17 protein-coding genes are annotated in these 20,851 nt (G+C 71.1%); 11 read left to right on the top strand and 6 right to left on the bottom strand.

Annotated features, from left to right (window positions below; genetic code table 11):
• The 5 genes from WMF22_RS45895 (at window position 1) to WMF22_RS45875 (ending at window position 5,933) form a co-directional block, all read left to right on the top strand.
• A complete protein-coding gene (locus WMF22_RS45895) occupies window positions 1-2,433 on the top strand; it encodes a glycosyltransferase (RefSeq protein ID WP_438033851.1) in 2,433 nt (810 codons plus the stop codon).
• A gap of 55 nt (window positions 2,434-2,488) precedes the next feature.
• On the top strand, window positions 2,489-3,409 hold the full coding sequence (locus WMF22_RS45890) for a LysR family transcriptional regulator (protein ID WP_438033850.1): 921 nt from the start codon (window positions 2,489-2,491) through the stop codon (window positions 3,407-3,409).
• A 98-nt stretch (window positions 3,410-3,507) separates the two neighbouring features.
• Window positions 3,508-4,434, top strand: a complete 927-nt coding sequence (locus tag WMF22_RS45885) for a pirin family protein (protein ID WP_438033849.1) — start codon at window positions 3,508-3,510, stop codon at window positions 4,432-4,434.
• 69 nt (window positions 4,435-4,503) lie between these two features.
• The gene (gene ycaC, locus WMF22_RS45880) at window positions 4,504-5,127 is read left to right on the top strand and encodes an isochorismate family cysteine hydrolase YcaC (RefSeq protein ID WP_438033848.1); all 624 of its coding nucleotides are present in this window, start codon (window positions 4,504-4,506) and stop codon (window positions 5,125-5,127) included.
• A 329-nt stretch (window positions 5,128-5,456) separates the two neighbouring features.
• Window positions 5,457-5,933: a glutathione peroxidase gene (locus tag WMF22_RS45875; protein WP_437301679.1), complete on the top strand. Its 477-nt coding sequence runs from the start codon at window positions 5,457-5,459 to the stop codon at window positions 5,931-5,933.
• Window positions 5,934-5,973: 40 nt separating this feature from the next.
• Here WMF22_RS45875 and WMF22_RS45870 read toward each other — a convergent pair whose 3' ends face one another.
• Together WMF22_RS45870 and WMF22_RS45865 are read right to left on the bottom strand one after the other, a co-directional pair.
• A complete protein-coding gene (locus WMF22_RS45870; protein ID WP_438033847.1) occupies window positions 5,974-7,053 on the bottom strand; it encodes a hypothetical protein in 1,080 nt (359 codons plus the stop codon).
• Window positions 7,054-7,216: 163 nt separating this feature from the next.
• On the bottom strand, window positions 7,217-7,501 hold the full coding sequence (locus WMF22_RS45865; protein ID WP_438033846.1) for a hypothetical protein: 285 nt from the start codon (window positions 7,499-7,501) through the stop codon (window positions 7,217-7,219).
• 80 nt (window positions 7,502-7,581) lie between these two features.
• Here WMF22_RS45865 and WMF22_RS45860 point away from each other — a divergent pair, with 80 nt between their 5' ends.
• Window positions 7,582-8,403 (top strand): aldo/keto reductase, encoded by an 822-nt coding sequence (locus tag WMF22_RS45860; protein WP_438033845.1) that lies wholly within the window; start codon window positions 7,582-7,584, stop codon window positions 8,401-8,403.
• Window positions 8,404-8,487: 84 nt separating this feature from the next.
• Here the strand turns inward: WMF22_RS45860 and WMF22_RS45855 are convergent, their stop codons facing one another.
• Both WMF22_RS45855 and WMF22_RS45850 read right to left on the bottom strand, forming a co-directional pair.
• A complete protein-coding gene (locus tag WMF22_RS45855; RefSeq protein ID WP_437296138.1) occupies window positions 8,488-9,210 on the bottom strand; it encodes an MBL fold metallo-hydrolase in 723 nt (240 codons plus the stop codon).
• Window positions 9,211-9,308: 98 nt separating this feature from the next.
• Window positions 9,309-10,127, bottom strand: coding sequence for a hypothetical protein (locus WMF22_RS45850; protein ID WP_438033844.1), 819 nt, complete (start codon window positions 10,125-10,127; stop codon window positions 9,309-9,311).
• Between the two features lie 233 nt (window positions 10,128-10,360).
• Here WMF22_RS45850 and WMF22_RS45845 point away from each other — a divergent pair, with 233 nt between their 5' ends.
• On the top strand, window positions 10,361-11,977 hold the full coding sequence (locus tag WMF22_RS45845; RefSeq protein ID WP_438033843.1) for a formylglycine-generating enzyme family protein: 1,617 nt from the start codon (window positions 10,361-10,363) through the stop codon (window positions 11,975-11,977).
• Between the two features lie 38 nt (window positions 11,978-12,015).
• Here WMF22_RS45845 and WMF22_RS45840 read toward each other — a convergent pair whose 3' ends face one another.
• Window positions 12,016-14,769, bottom strand: coding sequence for a Kelch repeat-containing protein (locus tag WMF22_RS45840; RefSeq protein ID WP_438033842.1), 2,754 nt, complete (start codon window positions 14,767-14,769; stop codon window positions 12,016-12,018).
• Between the two features lie 260 nt (window positions 14,770-15,029).
• Window positions 15,030-15,173: a hypothetical protein gene (locus tag WMF22_RS45835; RefSeq protein ID WP_438033841.1), complete on the bottom strand. Its 144-nt coding sequence runs from the start codon at window positions 15,171-15,173 to the stop codon at window positions 15,030-15,032.
• 230 nt (window positions 15,174-15,403) lie between these two features.
• Here WMF22_RS45835 and WMF22_RS45830 point away from each other — a divergent pair, with 230 nt between their 5' ends.
• The 4 genes from WMF22_RS45830 to sppA all read left to right on the top strand — a co-directional run bounded on the left by WMF22_RS45830 (window position 15,404) and on the right by sppA (window position 20,849).
• Window positions 15,404-15,805, top strand: a complete 402-nt coding sequence (locus tag WMF22_RS45830; RefSeq protein WP_438033840.1) for a hypothetical protein — start codon at window positions 15,404-15,406, stop codon at window positions 15,803-15,805.
• A gap of 586 nt (window positions 15,806-16,391) precedes the next feature.
• Window positions 16,392-17,270: a GGDEF domain-containing protein gene (locus WMF22_RS45825; RefSeq protein WP_438033839.1), complete on the top strand. Its 879-nt coding sequence runs from the start codon at window positions 16,392-16,394 to the stop codon at window positions 17,268-17,270.
• A gap of 340 nt (window positions 17,271-17,610) precedes the next feature.
• Window positions 17,611-18,108: a DUF2505 domain-containing protein gene (locus WMF22_RS45820; RefSeq protein WP_012240946.1), complete on the top strand. Its 498-nt coding sequence runs from the start codon at window positions 17,611-17,613 to the stop codon at window positions 18,106-18,108.
• Window positions 18,105-20,849, top strand: coding sequence for a signal peptide peptidase SppA (gene sppA, locus WMF22_RS45815; RefSeq protein ID WP_438033838.1), 2,745 nt, complete (start codon window positions 18,105-18,107; stop codon window positions 20,847-20,849). Before WMF22_RS45820 ends, sppA begins: the two co-directional genes overlap by 4 nt.
• Window positions 20,850-20,851 lie beyond the last annotated feature (2 nt).

Raw genomic sequence — 20,851 nt, 5'->3', positions numbered from 1 at the left:
ATGCGGATCCACATCGTCACCAACATCGACAACGGCAAGGGGCTCGAGCGCGACTACCGTCTTCTCAGCAGCCTCCTGGAGAGCTGGGGTCACCGGGTCACCGGCGTTCACTTCCAGCGCTCCGAAGGCGTGGGGGGCGCCGATCTCGTCATCTTCCTCGAGGTCTACGAGCCGCGCCTCGCCGAGGGCGCGCCGCGCCGCTGGCTGATCCCGAACGCCGAGTGGTGGCGGCCGGAGGCCCGGCCCGCGCTCGACGATTTCGAGCTCGTCCTGTGCAAGACCCGTGACGCGCTGTCGCACTTCGCCCCGCTCACGCCGCGGGCTCGCCACCTCGGCTTCTTCTCGGAGGACCGCTGGGACCCGGCCGTGCCCCGGGCGCGGCGCTTCCTGCACGTCCCTGGCGGCTCCGACGCGAAGGGCACGGACTCCGTGCTTCTGGCCTGGGAGCGCCACCGCATCCCGTATCCGCTGACGGTCGTGTCCTCGCTCGGCTGGCCGCTCAGGCCGCGGAACGTCGAGCTCGCGGGGCGCGTCGACGAGCGGCGGCTTCGCTTTTATCAGAACGCGTCTCGATTCCACCTCTGTCCGTCCCGTTACGAGGGCTGGGGCCACGCGCTCCATGAGGGCCTGTCGGTCGGCGCCGCGGTCCTCGTGCCCGACACCGAGGCGATGAGCGAGATCGACGGCTGCGCGCTGCGCATGCCGGCCGCGCCGCACGGCGCGCAGGGCCTCGTGCGCACACACGCGGTGGCTCCGGAGGACGTGCGCGATGCGGTCGAGCGCTGCATGGCGTTCACGGAGGCGGATCTCCGGCGCATCCAGGAAGCGGCGCGGGACGCGTACCTGACCGAGCGCGAGCGGTGCCTCGCCAGCTTGTGGGAGGTGCTCGGCGAGCGGCCGGCGCTGAGGGGCGGCTCCGCGGCGGGTGCGGGCGGCAACGGCGCGTCCGCGGGCGGCAACGGCGCGTCCGCGGACGGCAGCGGCGCGTCCCCGGGCGACGCGGCCGCAGGAGGCGGCGCCGCGGCCGGCGCGCCCGGCTCGGCTGCGGAGGCTCGCGCGACGGGCGCCGCTCCGCCGCGCATCGCCCTCGTGATCCCCTGCCATCCCGCGACCGCGCCCCTCCTGCGGCGCGCCGTGCTCGCGCTGCGCGCGCAGACCGCCGCCCCGTCGTCCTTCGAGGTCGTGGTGGTGTGCGACGGCGGCGACCCGGGCGGCGCGATCCGCGCCGCGGCGGAGCCGGGCTCTCACCCCTTCCGGGTCGAGATCGTCGACAGCCCGCGCCCGCGCGGGCAGTTCCCGCACTGCAGCCATGCCAGGAACGCGGGCTTCCGAGCCGCCCGGGCGCCGTTGATCTGGTTTCTGGACGCCGATGTCCTGCTCCCGCCCGAGGCGGTCGAGCACGCGCTCTCGGAGCACGACGCGGCGCTCGCGCGCGGCGTGCCGGCCGTGCTCACGCCGGCGCTGGCCCGCGTCGCCTTGCCGCCGGCCGCGTGGATCGAGCGCTCGGCCGCGTGGGCGGCCTCGGGCGCCGTCGAGGGGCTCGCTCCGCTCCTCGCGGCCACGCCGCTCGACGGCGTCGTGCCCGGCGCCCACGGCGATCGGCTCCGCCCCGGCGCCCCGGGCTCCGAGCCGCTCTGCGATGTGCGCGAGGGGCTGCCCATCGTCTGGCGAGGCCTCGTCGATGCGCTCGGCGGCTTCGACGAGTGGTTCATCGGCGGCGGCGCCGAGAAGGGGGCCTTCGTCGATCTGCTGGAGGGCGCGCGGCGTGCGGACCTCATCGACATGCGCCTGCTCACGAGCGTTCGCGCCCTGCGCCAGCCGCAGAAGGCCGCCACGGAGGCGTTTCATGTCCACGTCCATCGAGGGCGGGAAGAGCGCGAGCGCCGCGCCCGGGAGATCGGGCATGGCGCGCGGTGGTGGCGGGCGCGGCTCGCCGCGATCCGGGCGGCGCTGTCGCCGGCCGTCATGGCGGCTGCCCCGGATACGCCGGCGGCGGAGCGCCTGCCGGACTGCTCGCCCGGCGCGATCGAGGCGCGCGCGCGGCTCGTGCGCGGCCTGAGGGCGGTCGCCGCCCCCGCCTTGCGCGGCCTGTACGGCGGCGTCGTCGTGGTCGGCGAGGCGGCCGAGCTGCTCGCGCGCGACGTGGCGCACGTGTGCGGCCTCGCGGCCCGCGTGGCGACCGTCGCCGGGCTCGCCGCGCTGCCGGCGAACCGCGCCTGCGGGGTCATCCTCAGCGGCGTCCTCGCCGGCGCGACGGAGGAAGAGCGGGCGCGCGTGCTGGCCCAGGCCCGCCGCATCGTGAAGGCGACGGGGCCGCTGCTCATCGCGGAGATCGCGGGCAGCTCGGCGGAGCGCGGCGCAGGGACGGCGGGCGGCGACGCGGCGCTGGTGGCCGTCGAGGTCCGGGTGCGCGTCGAGCGCGTCGGCGTGTGAGCCTCCCAGCGCTGCCTTGGAACAATTCGCGCGATTTGCGTAAATTGTCCCACCCATGGACCCTCGCCTCCCCGACGTCGCTCTCGACGAGATCGTCCTCTTCACGCGGGTCGTTCAGGGAGGCAGCTTCACGGCGGCCGCGACCGCCGCCGGGATGCCGAAGTCGACCGTGAGCCGGAAGATCTCCGATCTCGAGTCGCGCGTCGGCGCGCGGCTGCTCCAGCGGACCACGCGGACCTTGAGCCTCACGGACGTCGGTCGCGTCTACTACGAGCACTGCGTTCGCATCGTCGCCGCGCTCGAGGAGGCAGAGCTCGCGGTCTCGCAGCTCCAGTCGACGCCCCGGGGGCTCCTGCGGGTGACGGCCCCGCTCGCGTTCTCCGTCCTCGGGCCGATCTTCGCCGAATACCTGCGTCTTTTCCCCGATGTCCAGGTCGACCTGGTCTGCACCGACCGCAGGGTCGACGTCGTCGAGGAGCGCTTCGACCTCGCGCTGCGGGCCGGCGCCACGCCGGACACGAGCCTCGTCGCCCGGCGTCTCGGGGCCGTGCGGCGCCGTCTGGTCGCTGCGCCCGAGGTCAAGAGGGCGCTCGGCGAGCCGAACGACATTGCCGAGCTCGCGGACCACCCGTGCATCGTGTTCGCACCGGAGGGAAGCTCCTGGGAGCTCAGGTCGGGGCCCAAGATCGCCGAGATCACGGTTCACCCGCGGCTCGTCGTCAACGACTACGAGATGCTTCGCTCGGTCGTTCGCGCGGGCTTCGGCGTCGCCCTCTTGCCGGAGTACCTGTGCGCGGAAGACCTCGCCGCCGGACGGCTCATACCGGTGCTCGCGTCCTGGTCGGCGCCCGAAGTGCCCGTGTTCGCGCTCTATCCGAGCACACGGCACCTCTCGCCGAAGGTGGTGGCCTTGCTCGACCTGCTCCGCCAGCGCCTCGTGTTGTCCACCACGCCGAGCGTGGCCGCCAGCGTGTGACAGGATTGTTCCAAATTCAGGAACAGTTCTTCCAGTTGTTGCGCATTGTTCTAAGGGCTCGGCATGCCTATTCCTCCTCGTGTCAGGAGAACGCAGCCATGACCACCACGAATACGATGCAGACGCGGACGAGCGCCACGCGAGCAGCGCGGTCCGAGCTCCGAACGATCGAGGGAATCTACCGGGCCCCTGGCCTGCACTGGGTGGGTGACGGCTTCCGGGTCGCGGGGTTCTTCTCGGCGATCCCGGAGGCTGCGCGAAAGCTGAACCCGTTCCTGCTGCTGGATTATCACCCGCCGTACGAGTACGCGCCGACGGCGAGGCCGCGGGGCGTCGGCGTGCATCCCCACCGAGGCTTCGAGACGGTCACGCTCGCCTGGCAAGGGAGCGTCGCGCACCACGACAGCGCGGGCGGCGGCGGCGTGATCGGTCCGGGCGATGTGCAATGGATGACGGCGGCGTCCGGAGTCCTTCACAAGGAGTACCACGAAGAGAGCTATGCGCGCCGCGGCGGCCCGTTCCAGATGGCGCAGCTCTGGGTGAACCTTCCGAAGGCGCACAAGATGTCGCCGCCTCGGTATCAAAGCATCACCAGCGATCGGATGGGCATCGTGACGCTCCCCGAGAATGCGGGCTCCGTCCGGGTCGTCGCAGGCGAAACCAAGGGCGTGAAGGGCCCCGCGCAGACGTTCACGGAGATCGATGTCCTCGACGTCCGCCTGAACGCGCGCGGCAGGGTCGATTTCACCTTCCCGGCGCGCCATAACCTCGGCCTGCTCGTCATGAAAGGCGACATCGCGATCAACGGAACGCACGCTGCGGCGCACGACCTCGCGGTGTTCGAGAACGCCGGCGAGCGCTTGCTCATCGAGGCCGGATCGGAGGCCCACCTGCTCGTCCTGAGCGGCGAGCCGATCGACGAGCCCATCGTCCAGTACGGCCCGTTCGTCATGAACAGCGCGCAAGAGATCCAGCAGGCGTTCGCCGATTTCGCGAGCGGGAAGTTCGGCCACCTGGACGATTGAACGCCCTCCATGCTCGGGCGTCGAGCCACACAGACGAATCACCCACGACGAGAGAAGAGGACACAGCCCATGACCAAGCCGTACGTTCGACTCGACAAGAACAACGCCGCCGTGTTGCTGGTCGATCATCAGGCGGGACTTCTGTCGCTCGTGCGCGACATCCAGCCGGACACGTTCAAGAACAACGTGCTCGCGCTCTCCGATCTCGCGAAGTACTTCAAGCTGCCGACGATCCTCACGACCAGCTTCGAGTCCGGCCCCAACGGCCCGCTCATGCCGGAGCTGAAGGAGCAGTTCCCGGACGCGCCGTACATCGCGCGCCCCGGCAACATCAACGCGTGGGACAACGAGGACTTCGTCAAGGCCGTCAAGGCCACGGGCAAGCAGCAGCTCATCATCGCGGGCGTCGTGACCGAGGTGTGCGTGGCCTTCCCCGCGCTGTCGGCGATCGAGGAGGGTTTTCAGGTCTTCGTCGTCACGGACGCGTCCGGGACCTTCAACGAGATCACCCGGCACTCCGCCTGGGATCGCATGTCGCAAGCCGGCGCGCAGCTCATGACGTGGTTCGGCGTCGCCTGCGAGCTGCACCGCGACTGGCGCAACGACATCGAGGGACTGGCGACGCTGTTCTCGAACCACATCCCCGACTACCGCAACCTCATCACCAGCTACGACGCGCTGACGAAGAAGTGACGGCGAGCGTCCTGCCCGTCCACCCTGCTGCCGTCGCGATGGCCTCCTTCCAGCAAGCCAGGTCACCGAGCCCGACCGCCGCGTGCCGCGTCCATGCCGAGGTTCTCCAGCAGCATTCGGCGGCGTCGCCTCGACGCGGAGCGCGTTCCTGCTCGACGCGGCCCGGACGCGGGTCTATCCCTGCCGCCATGGAACGCTCGCCGCGCGTGCTCCGGTGTCGACTCACCCTGATCAGCTCGCTCGCCCTCGCCTGTGTGTCGGGTTGTGGGAGGAATGTCGAGCGCACCTCGCCGGAGCCCACGCCCGGCGCTGCTCAGGAAGGAAAGGCCATGTCGCTCTACGACTTCACCATGAAGACCATCGACGGACAGGACCGCTCCCTCGGTGATTACCGAGGCAAGGTGCTGCTCGTGGTGAACACCGCATCGGAATGCGGGTATACGCCGCAGTACGCGGGGCTCGAGGAGCTCCATGATCGGCTCAAGGAACGCGGCTTCGCCGTCCTCGGCTTCCCGTCGAACGATTTCGGCGCGCAGGAGCCGGGGACCGACGCCGAGATCGCCGCCTTCTGCTCCACGAAGTTCGGCGTCAGCTTTCCCATGTTCTCGAAGATCCCGGTCAAGGGGGGCGGCAAGCACCCCCTCTATGCGTTCCTCACGCAAGCCGCGCCTGCCGGTGAGGTGAAGTGGAACTTCACCAAGTTCCTGATCGGCAAGGACGGGTCGGTGATCGGGCGGTTCGAGTCGTCCGTGGCGCCGGACGACCCGAAGCTCACGCAGGCGATCGACAGGGCGCTCGGCGGGTGAGCAAGGCGGCGCCCGAGCCACCGGCCCGACGAGGCGGCCGTCAATTGCAGTCGAGGCACCTCCACTCGACCTGTCCAGACGCCGGGACCCCGAACCGCTGAGCGGTGTATTTCTCGATGTCGATCAGGTACCCCGACGGCTGCGCGTTCCGCGTGCAGCACCCGCTGCAATCGGAGTCGGCGCACATGTCGTACACCTTGACGTCGATCTCCTTGCCATTCTTCCGAAGGCGCAGGGTCTTGAGCTTGTACCTCTCGAAATCCTTCGAGTGCACCGCGGCGATGTTGTTCTCTCTGACCCAGCTCTCCGGCTGCTTTCCGTCGAGCGCCGCGAACTGACCGGCCCACGTGCACCCGTTGTACTCGATGCACTCCTCGCTGCCGGGGTCGGGGTAAGACTCGAACTCCGTCAGGCTGGCCGTCTGCCACACGACGCCCGAGCCGCCGCTGCCGCCGCCCGAACCCGTGGTGCTACCGCCGCCCGCGCCCGTGGTGCTGGCGCCACCCGTCGTGCTGCCGCCGCCCGCGCCCGTGGTGCTGGCGCCACCCGTCGTGCTGCCGCCGCCCGTGGTGCCGCCGCTCGTGCCTGTCGTGCTGCCGGCGCCGCTCGTCGTGCTGCCGCCCGTGCCTGTCGTGCTGCCGCCGCCCGTCGTGCTGCCGCTGCTGGAGCAGCTGGTGTCGCGGAGCTCGACGCGGGACGGGGTGAACGAGGACACCGAGTCGGTGGAAAAATTGAGTGTGAATGACGCGCCGCGAGCGATGGACACGTTCGATGTCCTCGAATAGGTGCATCGGGAGCCGGCTTGTGTGTGGGTCCAGCCCGGCTCGTGATGATCGCACGTGACACCGTCCGGCACGTCGAAGGCGACAGTCGGCTTCTTCAGCGCGCTCGTGCCCGTGTTCTTGATCTTGATCGTCCCCCAGTACTCCGGGGCTCCTTCGTACGCGTTCGTCGTGACCGCATACGAACAGGCTGCAAGATTCTGGTCCTGCTCGCCCATGTCTTCGGCCGTGGGGCCCGTGTCGGTCGAGCACGCTGCGAAGCAGAAGGCTGCTCCCGCAGACGCGGACGCGAACGCAAGCTGAGCTGCCCGCAGACCTCGGATTCGATCGATGCGCATACGGCGATCCTTTCCTGCGTGCATCGGCGACAGGCCATGATGTAATGACATGTCCTCCCCCTCAGCGCCGGACACGTGGGATGGGTAGCACTGCCGTGCTGGGCTGTCGAGACGAGTTCGCCCATCGCCGGTTCGCCCCCACCCCTGGGGACGCGCTCTGGCTTCAGGGCTGAAGGCGCAGCCTGGCGGTGACGGGAAAGTGATCCGAGGGATAGAAGCCGTCGCGGTGTTCGCGGATGATCTGGGCCATCAGCACCTCCGCGACCGGCGCCGGCTGAGCGAAGATGAAGTCGATCTTCTCTCCGTCCTCGTCTCCGCTGAACGAGTGGAATGTGCCGACCGGCGCCTCGTCCGGGTATCCGGGTAGAGGACGCGAAACGTGTCCACGAATCCCGGAGGGGCGGGCACCGGCGCGGCCCCTTCGCTCGCGCTTGCCGCCGACCTCCACCGCGACTAGCGTGTCGACTTCGTCAGCACACTCGTTGCGCTCGGCCGAGCCGAGCGATGGACGAAACCGGGGGCCCGCCCATGATCGAATCACCACGCCTGCAGATGATCGACGGTCGCTACATCCCGCAGCTCGGGCTCGGGGTGTATCAATCGGCGCCCGGCGCCGAGACCGAGGGCGCCGTCCTCGAAGCGCTGCGCCTCGGCTATCGCCACGTCGACACCGCCCAGTACTATGGCAACGAGGCGGACGTCGGCAGCGCGTTGCGCAAGAGCGGCCTCGGGCGCGACGCGGTGTTCGTCACGACGAAGATCGCGAATTTCAACCAGGGGCGCGACACGACGCTGCGCTCGCTCGAGCGCTCGCTGAAGGAAGCCGCGCTCGACGCCTACGATCTCGTGCTGATTCACTTTCCCGTCACCGGCAAGCGCAGCGACACCTGGCGCGCGCTCGTCGACGCGCAGAGGCAAGGCCTCGCGAAATCGATCGGCGTCAGCAACTACACCGTGCGTCACCTCGAGGAGCTCCTCGGCGAGAGCGCGGTGGTGCCGGCGATCAACCAGGTCGAGCTCAGCCCGTTCCTCGGGCAGGCCGAGCTGCGCGCGTTCTGCGCAAAGCACCGGATCCTCGTGCAGGCGTACAGCCCGCTCACGCAGGGCGTGAAGCTCAGGCACAAAGACATCGTCTCCGCGGCGACAAAGGCCGGGCGCACACCAGCGCAAGTGATGCTGCGCTGGGCCGTGCAGCACGACTTGATCGTTCTGCCGAAGTCGGTCACGCCCGCGCGTATCGCCGAGAACGGCGCGATCTTCGACTTCGCGCTCGACGCCGACACGATGCGCACGCTCGACGGGCTTGATGTGGGCTTCCGCGCGAGCTGGGACCCGACGGACGTCCCCTGATCCACGCCGTCAGCGAAACGCGCTCAGCGGAAGCGCCATCTGCCGAGGGCGCAGCGAGCATCGGCGCGCGCCCGCGAGCGCCGCTCACGCCGTGAGGGCGAGCGCGCGAGCGAGCTCGCGCAGCAGCGCGGCCCCGTCCCCCTCGTACGCCCCGCCATGCATGCAGGCGAGCATGCGGGGGGACGTGGCGGCGAGCTTCTCGAGGAGCTGGGGCGCATCGCGGCCGTGCGCATAGTAATCCATCGACCGGCGCATGGCCTCGCTCGGCGCGAGGATGTCGTCGCGCGTGAGCGCGGGATGGTCGGCGCCGGGCTGCGTGAAGAGATCGCCGCAGAGCAGCGTGGCGGTGGACTCTTCGAACAGGTAGCCGCACTCCCAGCCGTGCGGCAGGTGGGGCGCGTCGAGCCAGCGCACCCGGCGCTCACCCAGCTCGAGGACCTCGCCCTCCTGGAGCGCCCGTGGCGCGCGGTCGAACATGTCCGCGTCGACCATCGCGGCGATCCGCCCGCACACCGGCACCGCCTGGGGCGCGGCATCGAGCAGTTCGTTCATGGCGCCGCACTCGTCCGACTCGCAGTGGGAGAACGCCACGTAGCGCAGCCGCTCGACCGGCATCACCCGCGCTATCGCCGCGCGCACCGCCGGGAAGAGGCGGCGCGAGCCCGTGTGGAAGAGCAGCGGCGCGTCGTCGACCAGAAGGTACTGGTTGAACGAGAACCCAGCCTTGCCAGTCCCCACCGGGGTGTGGAGCTGGTAAATGCCATCAGCCACCTCGGTGACCCGAGCCTCCATCGACGAATCCGCCATCTGCTCCTCCTCTCACGCCGCGCCGGGCGCCGTTCCGCACCTGCCACCGATCGCACCGCCGCGAGCCGGCTGCAAGCGCAGGAAAGCCTGACTGTCGCTCACGGACACGTCTCCGGGCGGACCACCGCATAGACGAAGTCGTGGAATCCAGCTGCCACGAACCCACCGCCGGGGAGCGATGTGATTCCATTGATCCGGCTCGGCGTGCCGACATCCCCTTCGTACTCCCAGCGCAGCTCCCCGCCGGTGTCGACGGAGAGCAGCCAGATCCGCTGCGTTCCTCCGTCCGTTCCCCGCGTCGCCCCGCCGAGGTGCAAGAGCCCCGTGCTCGGATCGTGTGAGATGGCGTGAAGCTCGGTGTCGAGCTCAGGGTGATACGTCCTGGCCCAGATCACCGCTCCCTCGGCATCCAGCAGGATGACATGACTCTGACCGACGCTGATCGCGGCGATCGCGATACGGCCATCGGGCAGGGCCGCGATGTCCTGTGGCCACGCTCCGCCGACCTCCTCCAGCACACGGTCGAACACCGGCGCCGTCTGCTCGGTGCTGCGGACGACGCGCAGGTACCCGGCGTGCGCGGTCAGCTGAACCACGTCACCGCCGGGCAGCAGCGCGGCCCCACCCCGACTCCATGACTGCGTGATCGCGGACCCGGGAGCGATCGGCATGAACCGTTCGTGGGCGATCTCGCCCGCGTCGTCCAGCCGCACCAGGCGCAGCCGAGGCGCCGCGCCCTCGGCCTCGGTGTCGTGGGTGGAGAGCACGTATCCCCCGGTCGGGTGCCGGAGCAGCTCGATGTCGACGTGCGCGCTGAAGGCCGAGGGTCCGAGCTTCCGGCTCGCCAGCAGCTGACCGGCTCCGTCGAGCCGACCGAGCCACAACCCCGTGCGGGACGGAGACGTCGAATCACCCACCTGGCCCGCGACCAGGAGGCCCCGTCCTCGGTCCTGGCGCCGGTCTTCAGAAATCCACCGGGCAGGGGGATCGAGCTCCACACCACGTGGCCCGCCTCGTCGAGCTCCGCTGCTCATCGGGCCACTCCGCGAGCGGGTGAGGAAGCGGGCGAAGGGGCCGCGAGCGGGGGCAGACAGCGGCGGATCTCGGCGGGGATCGCCTGGAAGGGAGTCGACGTGCTAGCGTCGACGGCATGATGGGTGAGCACCGGTACCGTGCCGCGATGTTCGCTTTCTTGCTGGGCTGCGCGGGAAAGGGCGCAACCAGCGCCCAGCAGGCTCGGCCCCCCTCACCCGTCGCGACGGCACCCGCAGCGTCGCCGGCGCCGCCGGGAGCGAGGACGACGTCAGCTCCACCCACGCGCGGACCCAGGCTGATTCCGATCCCTGGCGGGAGCCTCGAGATAGGTTCGAATGACCCGAAGAGCGATTCCAACGAGCGCCCGGCGCACCGCGTCGAGGTGAAGCCTTTCGAGATGGACGCGACGGAAGTCACGGTCGCTGACTTTCGCGCGTGCGCCGAGGCGGGCGCGTGCGAAGCCACCGCGACCATCGAGACGTTGGGAGGCTTCTCCGCCGATGCGCGCAGGGCATACGAGCCTTCGTGCAACGCTGGTCAGGCTGGGCGGGACGTCCACCCGATGAACTGCGTCGACTGGACTCAAGCGAGCGCCTACTGCAGGTGGGCAGGCAAGCGTTTGCCCACGGAAGAGGAGTGGGAGCTCGCGGCGCGTGGTGCCGAGGGACGCCTGTATCCCTGGGGCGATGCCGCGCCCGACGAGGCGCTGGTCAATGCGTGCGACCCTTCGTGTCAGAAGCTCATGGTGTCTCGTGGTTTTGCGTCGGTCGGTCAGGCCGGGCGCCGCGAGTTCACGAGGGACGACGGCTTCCCGGAGACTGCGCCCGTCGGCTCTTTCCCTGCCGGCCGGAGCCCGACGTTCGCATTCTTCACGCGCGCCGCTCTCTCTGTCGTCGCGTCCTCGATTCTGACAGCGTGCGCCGCCGCGTCGCCACCGGAGCCGGAGCCACCGGGCTATCCGTACTGCACGGCTCAGGAGCACGAGGCCGCCGTTTGTGACCAGCTTCGTCGCGCCGTCCTGATCGAACCGGACGGGACGCGCATCCCGCTCGACGTCTCGGAATGCTCCGGGGGAGAGCCGATCGTCCGCGTGATCTTGGAGCGGCGTGATACCGGCGCGTTTCTGTATCGTGGAGCGATGGCGTTTTCGCTCGCCGAGCCGCGCGCGCCGATGACCCCGCGGGGGATCGAGCCGGAGATCCGCGAGTGGCCCTGCGCGGACGATTCCTGTCGGAGCATGCGGGAGATCGCCCCGGGGACGCGCCTTGCAATGCCGATCATGCAGCAATGCCCCGACGCTCCCCGGACGGAGACCGCCGAGGTGGTGTTGCCCCTTCCGCCGGCGACGGCGGCGAGCTGCACCGATGGGCGATGGCCGCGGTGGTGTGTGGATCCGGGCGATGGCACGGATCGATATGGGATCATCGAGTATGGATGGAGGGTGGGCATCCCCCGAGAGGCCGTCGTCGAGGTGCGCGAGGGGATCGTCTCCGTTCGGAGCATGGGCAAAGCGCGACGTGTTCTGCCGAAAGAAGAGGTCGACGAGCTGATGCCGAGCCTGGAGAAGCTCTGGCAAGGGTCCCTCGAGAGCCACCAGGGTTGTCGTGACGGGACCGTCACGCTCGTCCATGCGCGCAGGTCGGGGGCGTGGAAGAGCATCGTTCGCAGCGGTTGTAGCGGCGTTCCTGGGCTCGCAGGACCGTTGTGGCACCGGCGAAGGCCCGAGCGTTGAGCCCAGGAGGAGGGGAGCAAGCCCCTGGTGGAGAGCTTCTATGCGGCGTCGCAAGGGGGCGGCGCTCGGCGGGCCCGCCTGCGGCGCGCGCCGAGGAGCAGCGCGAGCCCGGCGGCGGCAAGCTGCCAGTCGGAGCCCGAGCCCGCCGCGCTGCAGCCGCTGCTGGAAGGCGGGGTCGGGCCGGGGCTCACGTCGCTCGCGCCGGCGCTCCCCGCGCTGGTGACAGCTCCGCCGTTGCCGGTTCCGGCGCCCGCCTCGCCAGCATCAGCGCCTCCTGCACCAGCGTCAGCGCCACCATTGCCGGCGGCAGCGCCTCCTGCGCCGGAGCCGCCATTGCCGGTGTCTCCAGCGCCAGCGCCTCCTGCTCCAGCACCAGCGCCGCCGTCGCCAGCGCCTCCCTCGCCAGCGCCGGCGCCGCCATTGCCAGCACCGACGCCGCCATTGCCAGCGCCGGCGCCGCCGTCACCAGCGCCTCCTTCGCCAGCGCCGCCATTGCCAGCGCCAGCGCCAGCGCCGGCGCCGCCATTGCCAGCGCCAGCGCCGCCGTCGCCAGCGCCTCCTGCTCCAGCGCCACCACCTCCTGCGCCGGAAACTCCTGCACCAGCGCCAGCGCCAGCGCCGCTGTCGCCGGCGCCAGCGCCTCCTCCAGCGACGGCGCTCCCCTCTCCGTCGCCAGCGCCTCCCGCGCCAGCACCGCCGTTGCCTGCGCCAGCGCCTCCTGTTCCGCCGCCGGCACCCCCCTCTCCAGCGCCACACTCCGCGCTGCTCGACGGAGATCCGGCGCACGCCCCGGCGTCGCAGGAATCGCCGAGCGTGCACGCGTCGCCGTCGTCACACGGGACGCCGTGGGCAGGCGTGCACACCCCGTCCACCGTGCCCCCCGCCGCGATGGAGCAGGCGATGCACTCACCATCGCTGCACGGCGACGCGCAGCACACGCCGTCCACGCAGATCCCGCTCGCGCACTGCGTGACGGTCGAGCAGGGCGCGCCGTTCATCAAGGGGTCACTGGCATACACGACGGCGCTGTCTGTGGTAAGGCCCGCGCGCGGCGACCAGAGCAACGTGTACCCACCCGCAACGAAGACTCCGCCGTCATCGAGCGCCGTGGCGGAGTGATAGCCTCGCGCAGCCAGGATATTGCCGCCCGGCGACCACGCGTCCGTGACCGGATCGTAGAGCTGGACTCGATTGTAGACATCGTGGTCGTGCTCCAGATAGATCGAACTGCATCTGGTCCCTCCCCAGGGGTGCGCGTAGTAGATCTGCTCGATGCCTCCGCTGATCATGACCTGGCCGTCGGGGAGCCGCGCGGCCGCCTCGCCGAGCACGCCGAGCCCGGCCACGTAGGTCCCGTCATCCCACGAGCCCGTCGCGGGCGTGTCGCCCCACTTGCCCGGCGCCGCGGTCCACGCATCCGCAGCAGGATCGTAGACCTCGGCGGCGCCGGCGAGGCCCGTGACGAGCACGCGTCCGTCGAGGAGCAGCGTCGCCGTCAGCCAGCGAATGGGGTCGAGCGGCGCCGCAGCCGACCAGGTCGCCGTCACCGGGTCGAAGATCTCGACGGCGCCCGCGGCCGGCCCGGACGTGCCGCCCGTGACGAGCACGCGTCCATCGAGCAGCCGGGTGGCCTGGTGACCGGCGCGGACACCCAGCATGGGGGGTCCTGGGGCCCACGTGTCGGTCACCGGGTCGTAGATCTCGGTGCTCTCCGGCGCCGCGGACCCGCCCCCTCCGCCGGCGAGGAGGACCCGCCCGTCGTCGAGCAGCGTGGCCGTGTGCCTCACCCTCGAAATCGACGGCGACGAGGCTGGAAGCCATGCATCGAGCGCGGGAGCGTAGATCTCGACGCCCGGGCCCCCGGCCTCTCCGCCGATGACCAGCACCCTCCCGTCCGCGAGGCGTGTCGCGGTGTGAGCGCCGCGCACAGCAGCCATCGGCGCGGCCGCCAGGAACGCGCCCGTCGCGGGATCGTAGATCTCCGCGCTACCGAGCGGCATCGTCGAGTAGTTCGGATCGCAAACCATCCCCTCGTCCAGGCCCAGGAACCCCCCCGCGATGAGGACCCTGCCGTCGTCCAGCAGGGTCGCTGTGTGCTCGGCGCGCGGCGTGGTCATCCTCCCGGTCGCCACCCACAGCGGGTCCACGAGCACGGCCTCCTCCGGCGGGGCGTCGACCCAGAGCGAGAGCGTCGAGCCCGCGGCGTCGAGGCGCGTCGAGACCCTCCGGCCCCCGCGCGCGAAGGCCGACGGCGCCGTCACGGCGAGGCGCGCGACGCCGGCCTCGTCGGCGAGCTCGATCGCCGCGCCGCGCCGCCGCAGCGTCGCGCCCTGAACGGACCACACGGCGACCGGCGCGTCCGGCCGGAAGGTGCCCGGCCGGAGGAGGAGCCACTCCTCGTATCCCCCGTGCGCCGCCGTCCAGAAGGAATACCCCCCTTCGTGCGCATAGGCGACGGCATCCCCGCCGGCGATCTCCTGAGTCCCCACGAGCCGCCCGGCGCCGAGCCCCCTGCGCTCGCGGACGCGCACGTGAAAGCCGTCCGGCAGCTCGATCCGAACCTCGTCGCTCCCGTGCTCGGGCAGGTGGACGACGAGCTCCCGCGCCGACGAGCCGCTTCCCGGCGCAGTCTCGCCGCTCGCCGCCGTGACGGAATAGCCGCGCTCGCCGCGCGCCAGGGCGCCGTCGGCGGCGAGCACCAGCCCGGCCTGCTCCGGGAAGAGAGCGCGCAGCTCGGCCTCGGCGGGGTCGAGCTCGTCCTGCATGTCGCCCGCGCAACCGGCGGAAAACACGGCGGCGAGCGCCACGAGGCAGAGCCGGAGCGCGGTCGAGAGCCCCGCACCGCGGCGGCGAGCCGGCGCGGCGCAGGGCCGCCACTGCGCGCGCGCCGAGGGCTCGCGGGAGCGGGGCGGGCGCCGCGCACCGCCAGGTGACGGGCCGCCGGTGGGAGATGGAGACGGTCGCACGGCGGGCGTGGGGTCGTCGAAGCGATGCATACGGCTGCTTCGATGCGCCCGCTCGGCCGGCGTTCACGCCGGGCACGGGCTCGACGTCACGGCACGCTCCACGCGCGCGCCGGCCGCGCGCTCGATCGCAGCGCGGCCCCACGCGCGCTCGGCCGCTGCATGCCGTGCGTGAGGCCGGCCCGCAGGTCGGTGTTGGTCACGATGGCGCTGAGGTCGAGTCCTGGCGCCAAGGTGCACCTGGTTGCCGACGCAAGGTATGTGGAATTCGCGGCCACCTGTGGCCAGCGTGCCCCCCGTGTCAACATCCGCTCGATTACAATCGATCACAGCGCGCCCCCTCTCCTCTCCTCGCCGGCCGTCTCTCCGTCGACTTCGTGCAAGCGCACCTCCCTGGCGCGCCTCGCGCGCGGCGAGTGCGTCTGTCGAGGCCAACGCCGCGAGCCGCTGCGCCAAGCTCAAGATGCTGGTGAAGATCGCGGAGGCGCTCCGTTGGATTCTCCACCGACCGTCGCCCCTACAACGTCCTCATTCGCTGGGACGTGCCCAGTGCGGCGCAGAGGGCAGCGTGACCGCACCATGGGAGGGCGCGATCAGCGCGGCCAGGGCAGGGCTGTGGAACCAGGCGGCCCCGTGCTATTGGTCGTGGATGAACGAGGAAAATGCGAAGAAGATCGAGGAAGTGCGGAAGCAGCTGCTCGCGGTGGCGGACATGAGCCTCCAGAAGATCACTCCGTCCCTCACGCATAATGCCGCCATGGGCCATCTCCAGGTGGCCGTGCTGGCATTCCACACGGCTACCGGGGCTGCTCCCAGCCGCGCCAGCACGAAGACGCCCGGCGATCCCGAGCCCGGCCCGGGTTGACGACGACGACGCTGGGTGGCCAGCCCGTGGTGGACCCGCGGACATGTCGCCGGTCCTCTAGCACCGAACGCTCCCACAGTTCTTCGCGCTGCCAGCTTGCTGCCCTCGGCCCCCCGTCATCGCACCTGATCCGCCATCGATGATGGTGTTCTCCGGTGGGTCGAGCACCCCGCCATCAAAGAGCTGGATCGACAGGCGCGCCATCGGCATCAACGACGGTGCTCAGTAACAGTCCCTTCGACCAATGCGGACGCGATGCGCACGCGCGTCTCGAAAGGAAGCACGTGCGGCACGGCCCCTTGCCTCTCTCCAAACGGGGGCGCCTGCTGCACAGGCGACGTGCGCAGGGCGGCCCTACCGCTCGGCGTTCCGCAGCCTCCTTCCGGGTGCCAGCCGGAGGGAGGCGCCTTGCTCAGGACCTAAAATAGCACCGGATCCAGCAGCAAACGTAGGCGTTTCGCGTCGGTCAAGGGGAGCGGACGCGCGACGTGGCGCGGCTCGGCTTGGGGCGCCTGGACGCCTTGGCGGGGCACCGGTTAGATGCAAGCCGGACAAGCCTCGCCCCAGGTCGTGGTACAGTGACACCATGAGCCGGGTCGACGCACGTCTTCGAGAGATGCAATTTCTTGCATGGCTGGATCGCGAGGGGCAGATCGAGGTCCGCGGACCGTACGACGGAAGCGCGGAGCGGCAAATGCTTATTTCGTTGATCGACCAAGGGTACATCAATGGTGTCGACTCTGAGTCTCACAATCGGTCCGGCCCTTCGTTGCTAGAACAAGCCATCAAAGACAAGCGTGTGGCGGACATGTGGAGGCTTCTCTCCCCTGACGAGAAGTACGCCCGTGTGACGGTTCGCATTGGCCACAAGGGCCGTGTGCGCCTGTCAGAACTCGAGCAGCAACTCAAGACCGGGCGCGATCGCGATGATACGGGCCTGCTCTGGGCCAAGCGTCACCTCGTGACCGACCTCGCCATCGCGCTCCTGTCCGCGAGGGACAATGCACCGCTGTCGGTCGTCTTTCTCGACATGAACGGGCTGAAGGCAATTAACGACGAGTGCGGTCACGCCGTCGGCGACGACGCGATCCGCGCCTTCTTCCAGTCGATCGTCTCGACGCTCGGGCAGCACGGCGAGGCGTACCGCAACGGAGGTGACGAGGCCGTGGTCGTCTTGCCGAACGCCACCGATGAGCGAGCCGGCACGCTTCTAGGCGCGTTCGTGCAGCAACTCGGGAAGGAGGTCCTGCGGCTTCCCGATGGCGCGACGGCGCTGACACTAACGGCCTCGTGCGGGAGCGTGAGCACGACGAACCCGGCCGAGAATGCCGAGGCGCTCCTCAAACGCGCGGACGAAGTTCAGTACCGCGCGAAGCGCAAGTCGAAGGAGCGGCCGGCGAGGGTGAGTGCCATCGCCGTCGGCGAGGGTGAAGGTGAGGTAACCACCCACCCGCCCGGGGCTTGATGCGCGAAGTGCCGTTTGAGGGGGCTGGGCGAAGCACTTACGGCGAGGTGGTCGCAGTTGGATCGGGGTGGTCGCGTTTCAGGCAAACGCGACCACTACCATCGCTCCCGCGCCCGTCCCGATCGCTTCCGCACCCGTCCCGATCGCTCCCGCGCCCGATCCTCTCGCTCCCGTGCCCATCCCGATCGCTCCCGCGCCCGATCCTCTCGCTCCCGCGCCCGATCCTCTCGCCAGGCGGCTCGCAGCCGCCATCGCGCCGGGCGCCCCACACCGTCGTGGCCTCATCCGCCCCGTTCCGACCTGCCCGCGACCGGCCTCCGCCGCGTGATAGAAGGGCCGCGTGCACTTCACCATCTCGCACGAGCTCGACGCGCCGCTCGACGCCGTGGAGCTCGCCGTGCTCTCGCCGGACCTCGGGCCTCGGCTCGCCACGCGGGTCGCCTCCCTCGAGAGCGTCGTGACCGTCGAGCACGCGCTCCGCGACGGGGAGCTGCTCCGCGTCCTGCGCTTCCAGGCGAGCGCGCCGCTGCCGATCTTCCGGAGCTACCCCGTGGCGAAGGACGCCATGTCCTGGGAGGAGCGCTCGACGTACCGCCTCTCGGACCACGCCTCCACGTGGCAGGTCAGCCCGAAGGAGCAATGGCGCAGCTACTTCCGCTCGGCGGGGACGTACCGGCTCGAGCGCCTGCCCCAGGGCCGCACCCGCCGCCGCGTCGATGGCGACATCCAGATCCGGCTGCACCTGCTCGGCCCGCTCGTCGAGCGCCTCGCCCTCGCCGAGGTCCAGCGGACGTACGACGCGGAAGCAGATACGCTCAGGGAGCTCATCCGCGCATGAACAACCTACCCCGCCCCCAAAGCCCCGCCCGCTCCCCGCGCCCCGCCCGGCTGGGGCGGCTCGCCAGCATCACGCACCCCGCCAGCGCCGCTCGCCCGGCCAGCGCCGCTCGCCCCGCCAGCGCCGCTCGCCCGGCCAGCGCCGCTCGCCCCGCCAGCGCCGCCGCCGCGCTGCTCGGCCTGTGCGCTGGCCTCTGCGCGCTCGCCGGCGCGACCGCCGCGCGCGCCGCGCCGGTCGACGGCCCCTCGCAGCCGCTCCCCGATCCCGGCAAGCCCGTCGCCAGCAGCGACGACACCTCGGCCATCGCGGTGAACCCCGCGAACCTCTCCTTCCTCCCGGGCACCGAGCTCCGGTGGACCTGGGTCCACACGGGCTCCGCCTCGCCGCTGCCCGCGCGTGGCCACTCGATCGCGCTCGGCGCGCCGCTCTGGTTCGTGTCGACCGGCCTGCGCTTCGACTTCATCGACCCGCCCGACGCCGCGCCGGCGCCGTTCGACAGCCCGTCGCGCTGGATCCGCTGGGGGCTCGCCCTCGACACAGGCCCCACCTTCGCCTTCGGCACGACGCTCGGCTGGGGCAGCTCCGACGCGCCGGCGCTCGACGGGTACTTCTCGCTGACGAGCGGCGTCACGCTCCGGCCCTCCACCTGGCTCTCGCTCTCGGCCGTCGCGCGCGACTGGAACCGCCCCGAGAACCGCCTCCGCGAGGCCATCGAGCGCAGCTACGACTTCGGCGTCGCCGTGCGGCCCGCGGGCGGCAGGCGCGCGCTCGAGATCGGGCTCGAGACCTCCTACGTCGAGAACAGCGACCCCGACGTGAGCGGCACCTGGACGCCCCGGGCGACGCTCGGCCTGCGCGTGCCCTACGTGGGCACGCTCCGCGGCGACGTGGCGCTGCGCGACCTCACGGCCGACGGCGGCCCGAAGATCGCCGCCATGGCCGGCCTCGACGTCAACGTCGACGAGCTGCAGGTCTCCGCCGGCGGCGTCTTCGGCAACGCCATCACGAAGAGCGGCACCGGCTTCTACACAGGCGTCGCGCTCCGCAGCTTCTCCGAGCCGGGCGTCCGGCTGCCGGCCCGCGTCGTCCGCGTGCGCCTCGACTCGACCCCGGGCGTCCGCAGGCACACGCGGCTCCTCCAGCAGCTCTGGCGCCTCGCCGAGGACCCGGAGGTCTCCGGCGTCGCGCTCGTGCTCCGCGCGGAGCCCGCCAGCTCGCTCGCCCACGCCGAGGAGGTCTCCGACGCGATCCGCAACCTGAGGAGCCACGGCAAGAAGGTCCTCTGCCACCTCGAGGACGCCGGCGGGCGCTCGCTCCACGTGTGCTCGAGCGCCGACGCCATCGCCATGAACCCCGCGGGCGGGCTGCGCTTCGCCGGCATGTCGTCGAGCTACTTCTACTTCGGCGGCCTCCTGAAGAAGCTCGGCGTGCAGGCCGACATCGTCCGCATCGGCGCGCACAAGCTCGCCGCCGAGCAGTTCGCGCGCGAGACAAGCACCCGCGTCGGCAAGGAAGACCACCAGGCGCTGCTCGATCAGCTGAGCGGCGCCTTCCTCGCCGAGGTGAGCGCCGGGCGCCGCATCCCCGTCCCGGAGCTCGAGCGGCGCATCGCGCGCGGGCCGTTCCTCGCCCAGGAGGCGCGGCAGAGCGGGCTCGTCGACCAACTCGCCTACGACGACGAGCTCGGCCGCGTCGTCGACGAGGTCATGGGGCGCACCTCCCGCGTCGTCGACGACGACCCGGGCGACGAGGCGCCCGAGCGCTGGGGCCGCTCGCCCAAGGTCGCGCTCGTCTACCTCGACGGCGACATGATCGACGGCGAGAGCCGGTCGATCCCGTTCGTCGGCGTCAAGCTCGCCGGCTCGTACACCGTCGCGGGCGCGCTGCGCCGCGCCCGCGAAGACCAGAGCGTCCGCGCCGTCGTGCTCCGGGTCGAGACCGGCGGCGGCTCGACGCTCGCGGCGGACGTCATCCTGCGCGAGGCGATCCTCACCGCGCGCGTGAAGCCGCTCGTCGTCTCGATGGGCTCGTCGGCCGCGAGCGGCGGCTATTACGCGTCCGTCGCCGGCGCCCCGATCTTCGCGAGCCGCTCGTCGATCACCGGCTCCATCGGCGTCTTCTACGGGAAGGTCGACGTCACGGGGCTCCTGCAGAAGCTCGGCGTCAGCATCGAGACGTTCCGCTCGTCGCCCCGCGCCGACGCCGAGTCGCTCTACAGGCCGTACACCGACGACGAGCGCGAGCAGCTCGGCGTCAAGGTGAAGCAGTTCTACGATCGGTTCGTCGCCCGCATCGTCGAGAACCGGCACATGAAGGCCGAGGAGGTCGACGCGCTCGGGCGCGGGCAGGTGTGGACCGGCGCCCAGGCCCTCGAGCGCCGGCTCATCGATCGCCTCGGCGGGCTCCGGCAGGCGATCGCCGAGGCGCGCCGGCTGGGCCAGCTGCCCGACGACGCGCCCATCCAGTCGCTCCCCGAGGAGGACACGTCGCTCCTCGGCTACGCGCTCAGCCTGGTCGGCTTCTCGGCGCAGGCCCAGGGCGAGCTGGCGAGGGCGACCATCCCGCCCGTGATGCTCGACGCCGCGCGCGCCCTCTCGCCGTTCTTCGTGTTCGGCGCGGACAGGCCGCTCGCGCGCAGCGAGTTCGCCGGCGAGATCTCGTTCGGCGTCCCGGCGACGGCCCGCGAGGACGAGCCCGGAGGATCCGCGCCGCCGGCGTCGCCTGCGTCGAAGGAACGCTGAGC

It is taken from the genome of Sorangium sp. So ce204, from assembly GCF_051526795.1.
Classification (GTDB): Bacteria; Myxococcota_A; Polyangia; order Polyangiales; family Polyangiaceae; genus Sorangium; species Sorangium cellulosum_B.
Note: the sequence above shows the minus strand (reverse complement) of the source record. Positions and strands in the feature narration are given on the sequence as shown.

Bases quoted from the DNA above. Each gene is read 5' to 3' on its own strand.
- WMF22_RS45895 (WP_438033851.1), top strand. From the start codon at position 1: ATGCGGATCCACATCGTCACCAACATCGACAACGGCAAGGGGCTCGAG.
- WMF22_RS45890 (WP_438033850.1), top strand. From the start codon at position 2,489: ATGGACCCTCGCCTCCCCGACGTCGCTCTCGACGAGATCGTCCTCTTC.
- WMF22_RS45885 (WP_438033849.1), top strand. From the start codon at position 3,508: ATGACCACCACGAATACGATGCAGACGCGGACGAGCGCCACGCGAGCA.
- ycaC (WP_438033848.1), top strand. From the start codon at position 4,504: ATGACCAAGCCGTACGTTCGACTCGACAAGAACAACGCCGCCGTGTTG.
- WMF22_RS45875 (WP_437301679.1), top strand. From the start codon at position 5,457: ATGTCGCTCTACGACTTCACCATGAAGACCATCGACGGACAGGACCGC.
- WMF22_RS45870 (WP_438033847.1), bottom strand. From the start codon at position 7,053: ATGCGCATCGATCGAATCCGAGGTCTGCGGGCAGCTCAGCTTGCGTTC.
- WMF22_RS45860 (WP_438033845.1), top strand. From the start codon at position 7,582: ATGATCGAATCACCACGCCTGCAGATGATCGACGGTCGCTACATCCCG.
- WMF22_RS45855 (WP_437296138.1), bottom strand. From the start codon at position 9,210: ATGGCGGATTCGTCGATGGAGGCTCGGGTCACCGAGGTGGCTGATGGC.
- WMF22_RS45845 (WP_438033843.1), top strand. From the start codon at position 10,361: ATGATGGGTGAGCACCGGTACCGTGCCGCGATGTTCGCTTTCTTGCTG.
- WMF22_RS45830 (WP_438033840.1), top strand. From the start codon at position 15,404: ATGCTGGTGAAGATCGCGGAGGCGCTCCGTTGGATTCTCCACCGACCG.
- WMF22_RS45825 (WP_438033839.1), top strand. From the start codon at position 16,392: ATGAGCCGGGTCGACGCACGTCTTCGAGAGATGCAATTTCTTGCATGG.
- sppA (WP_438033838.1), top strand. From the start codon at position 18,105: ATGAACAACCTACCCCGCCCCCAAAGCCCCGCCCGCTCCCCGCGCCCC.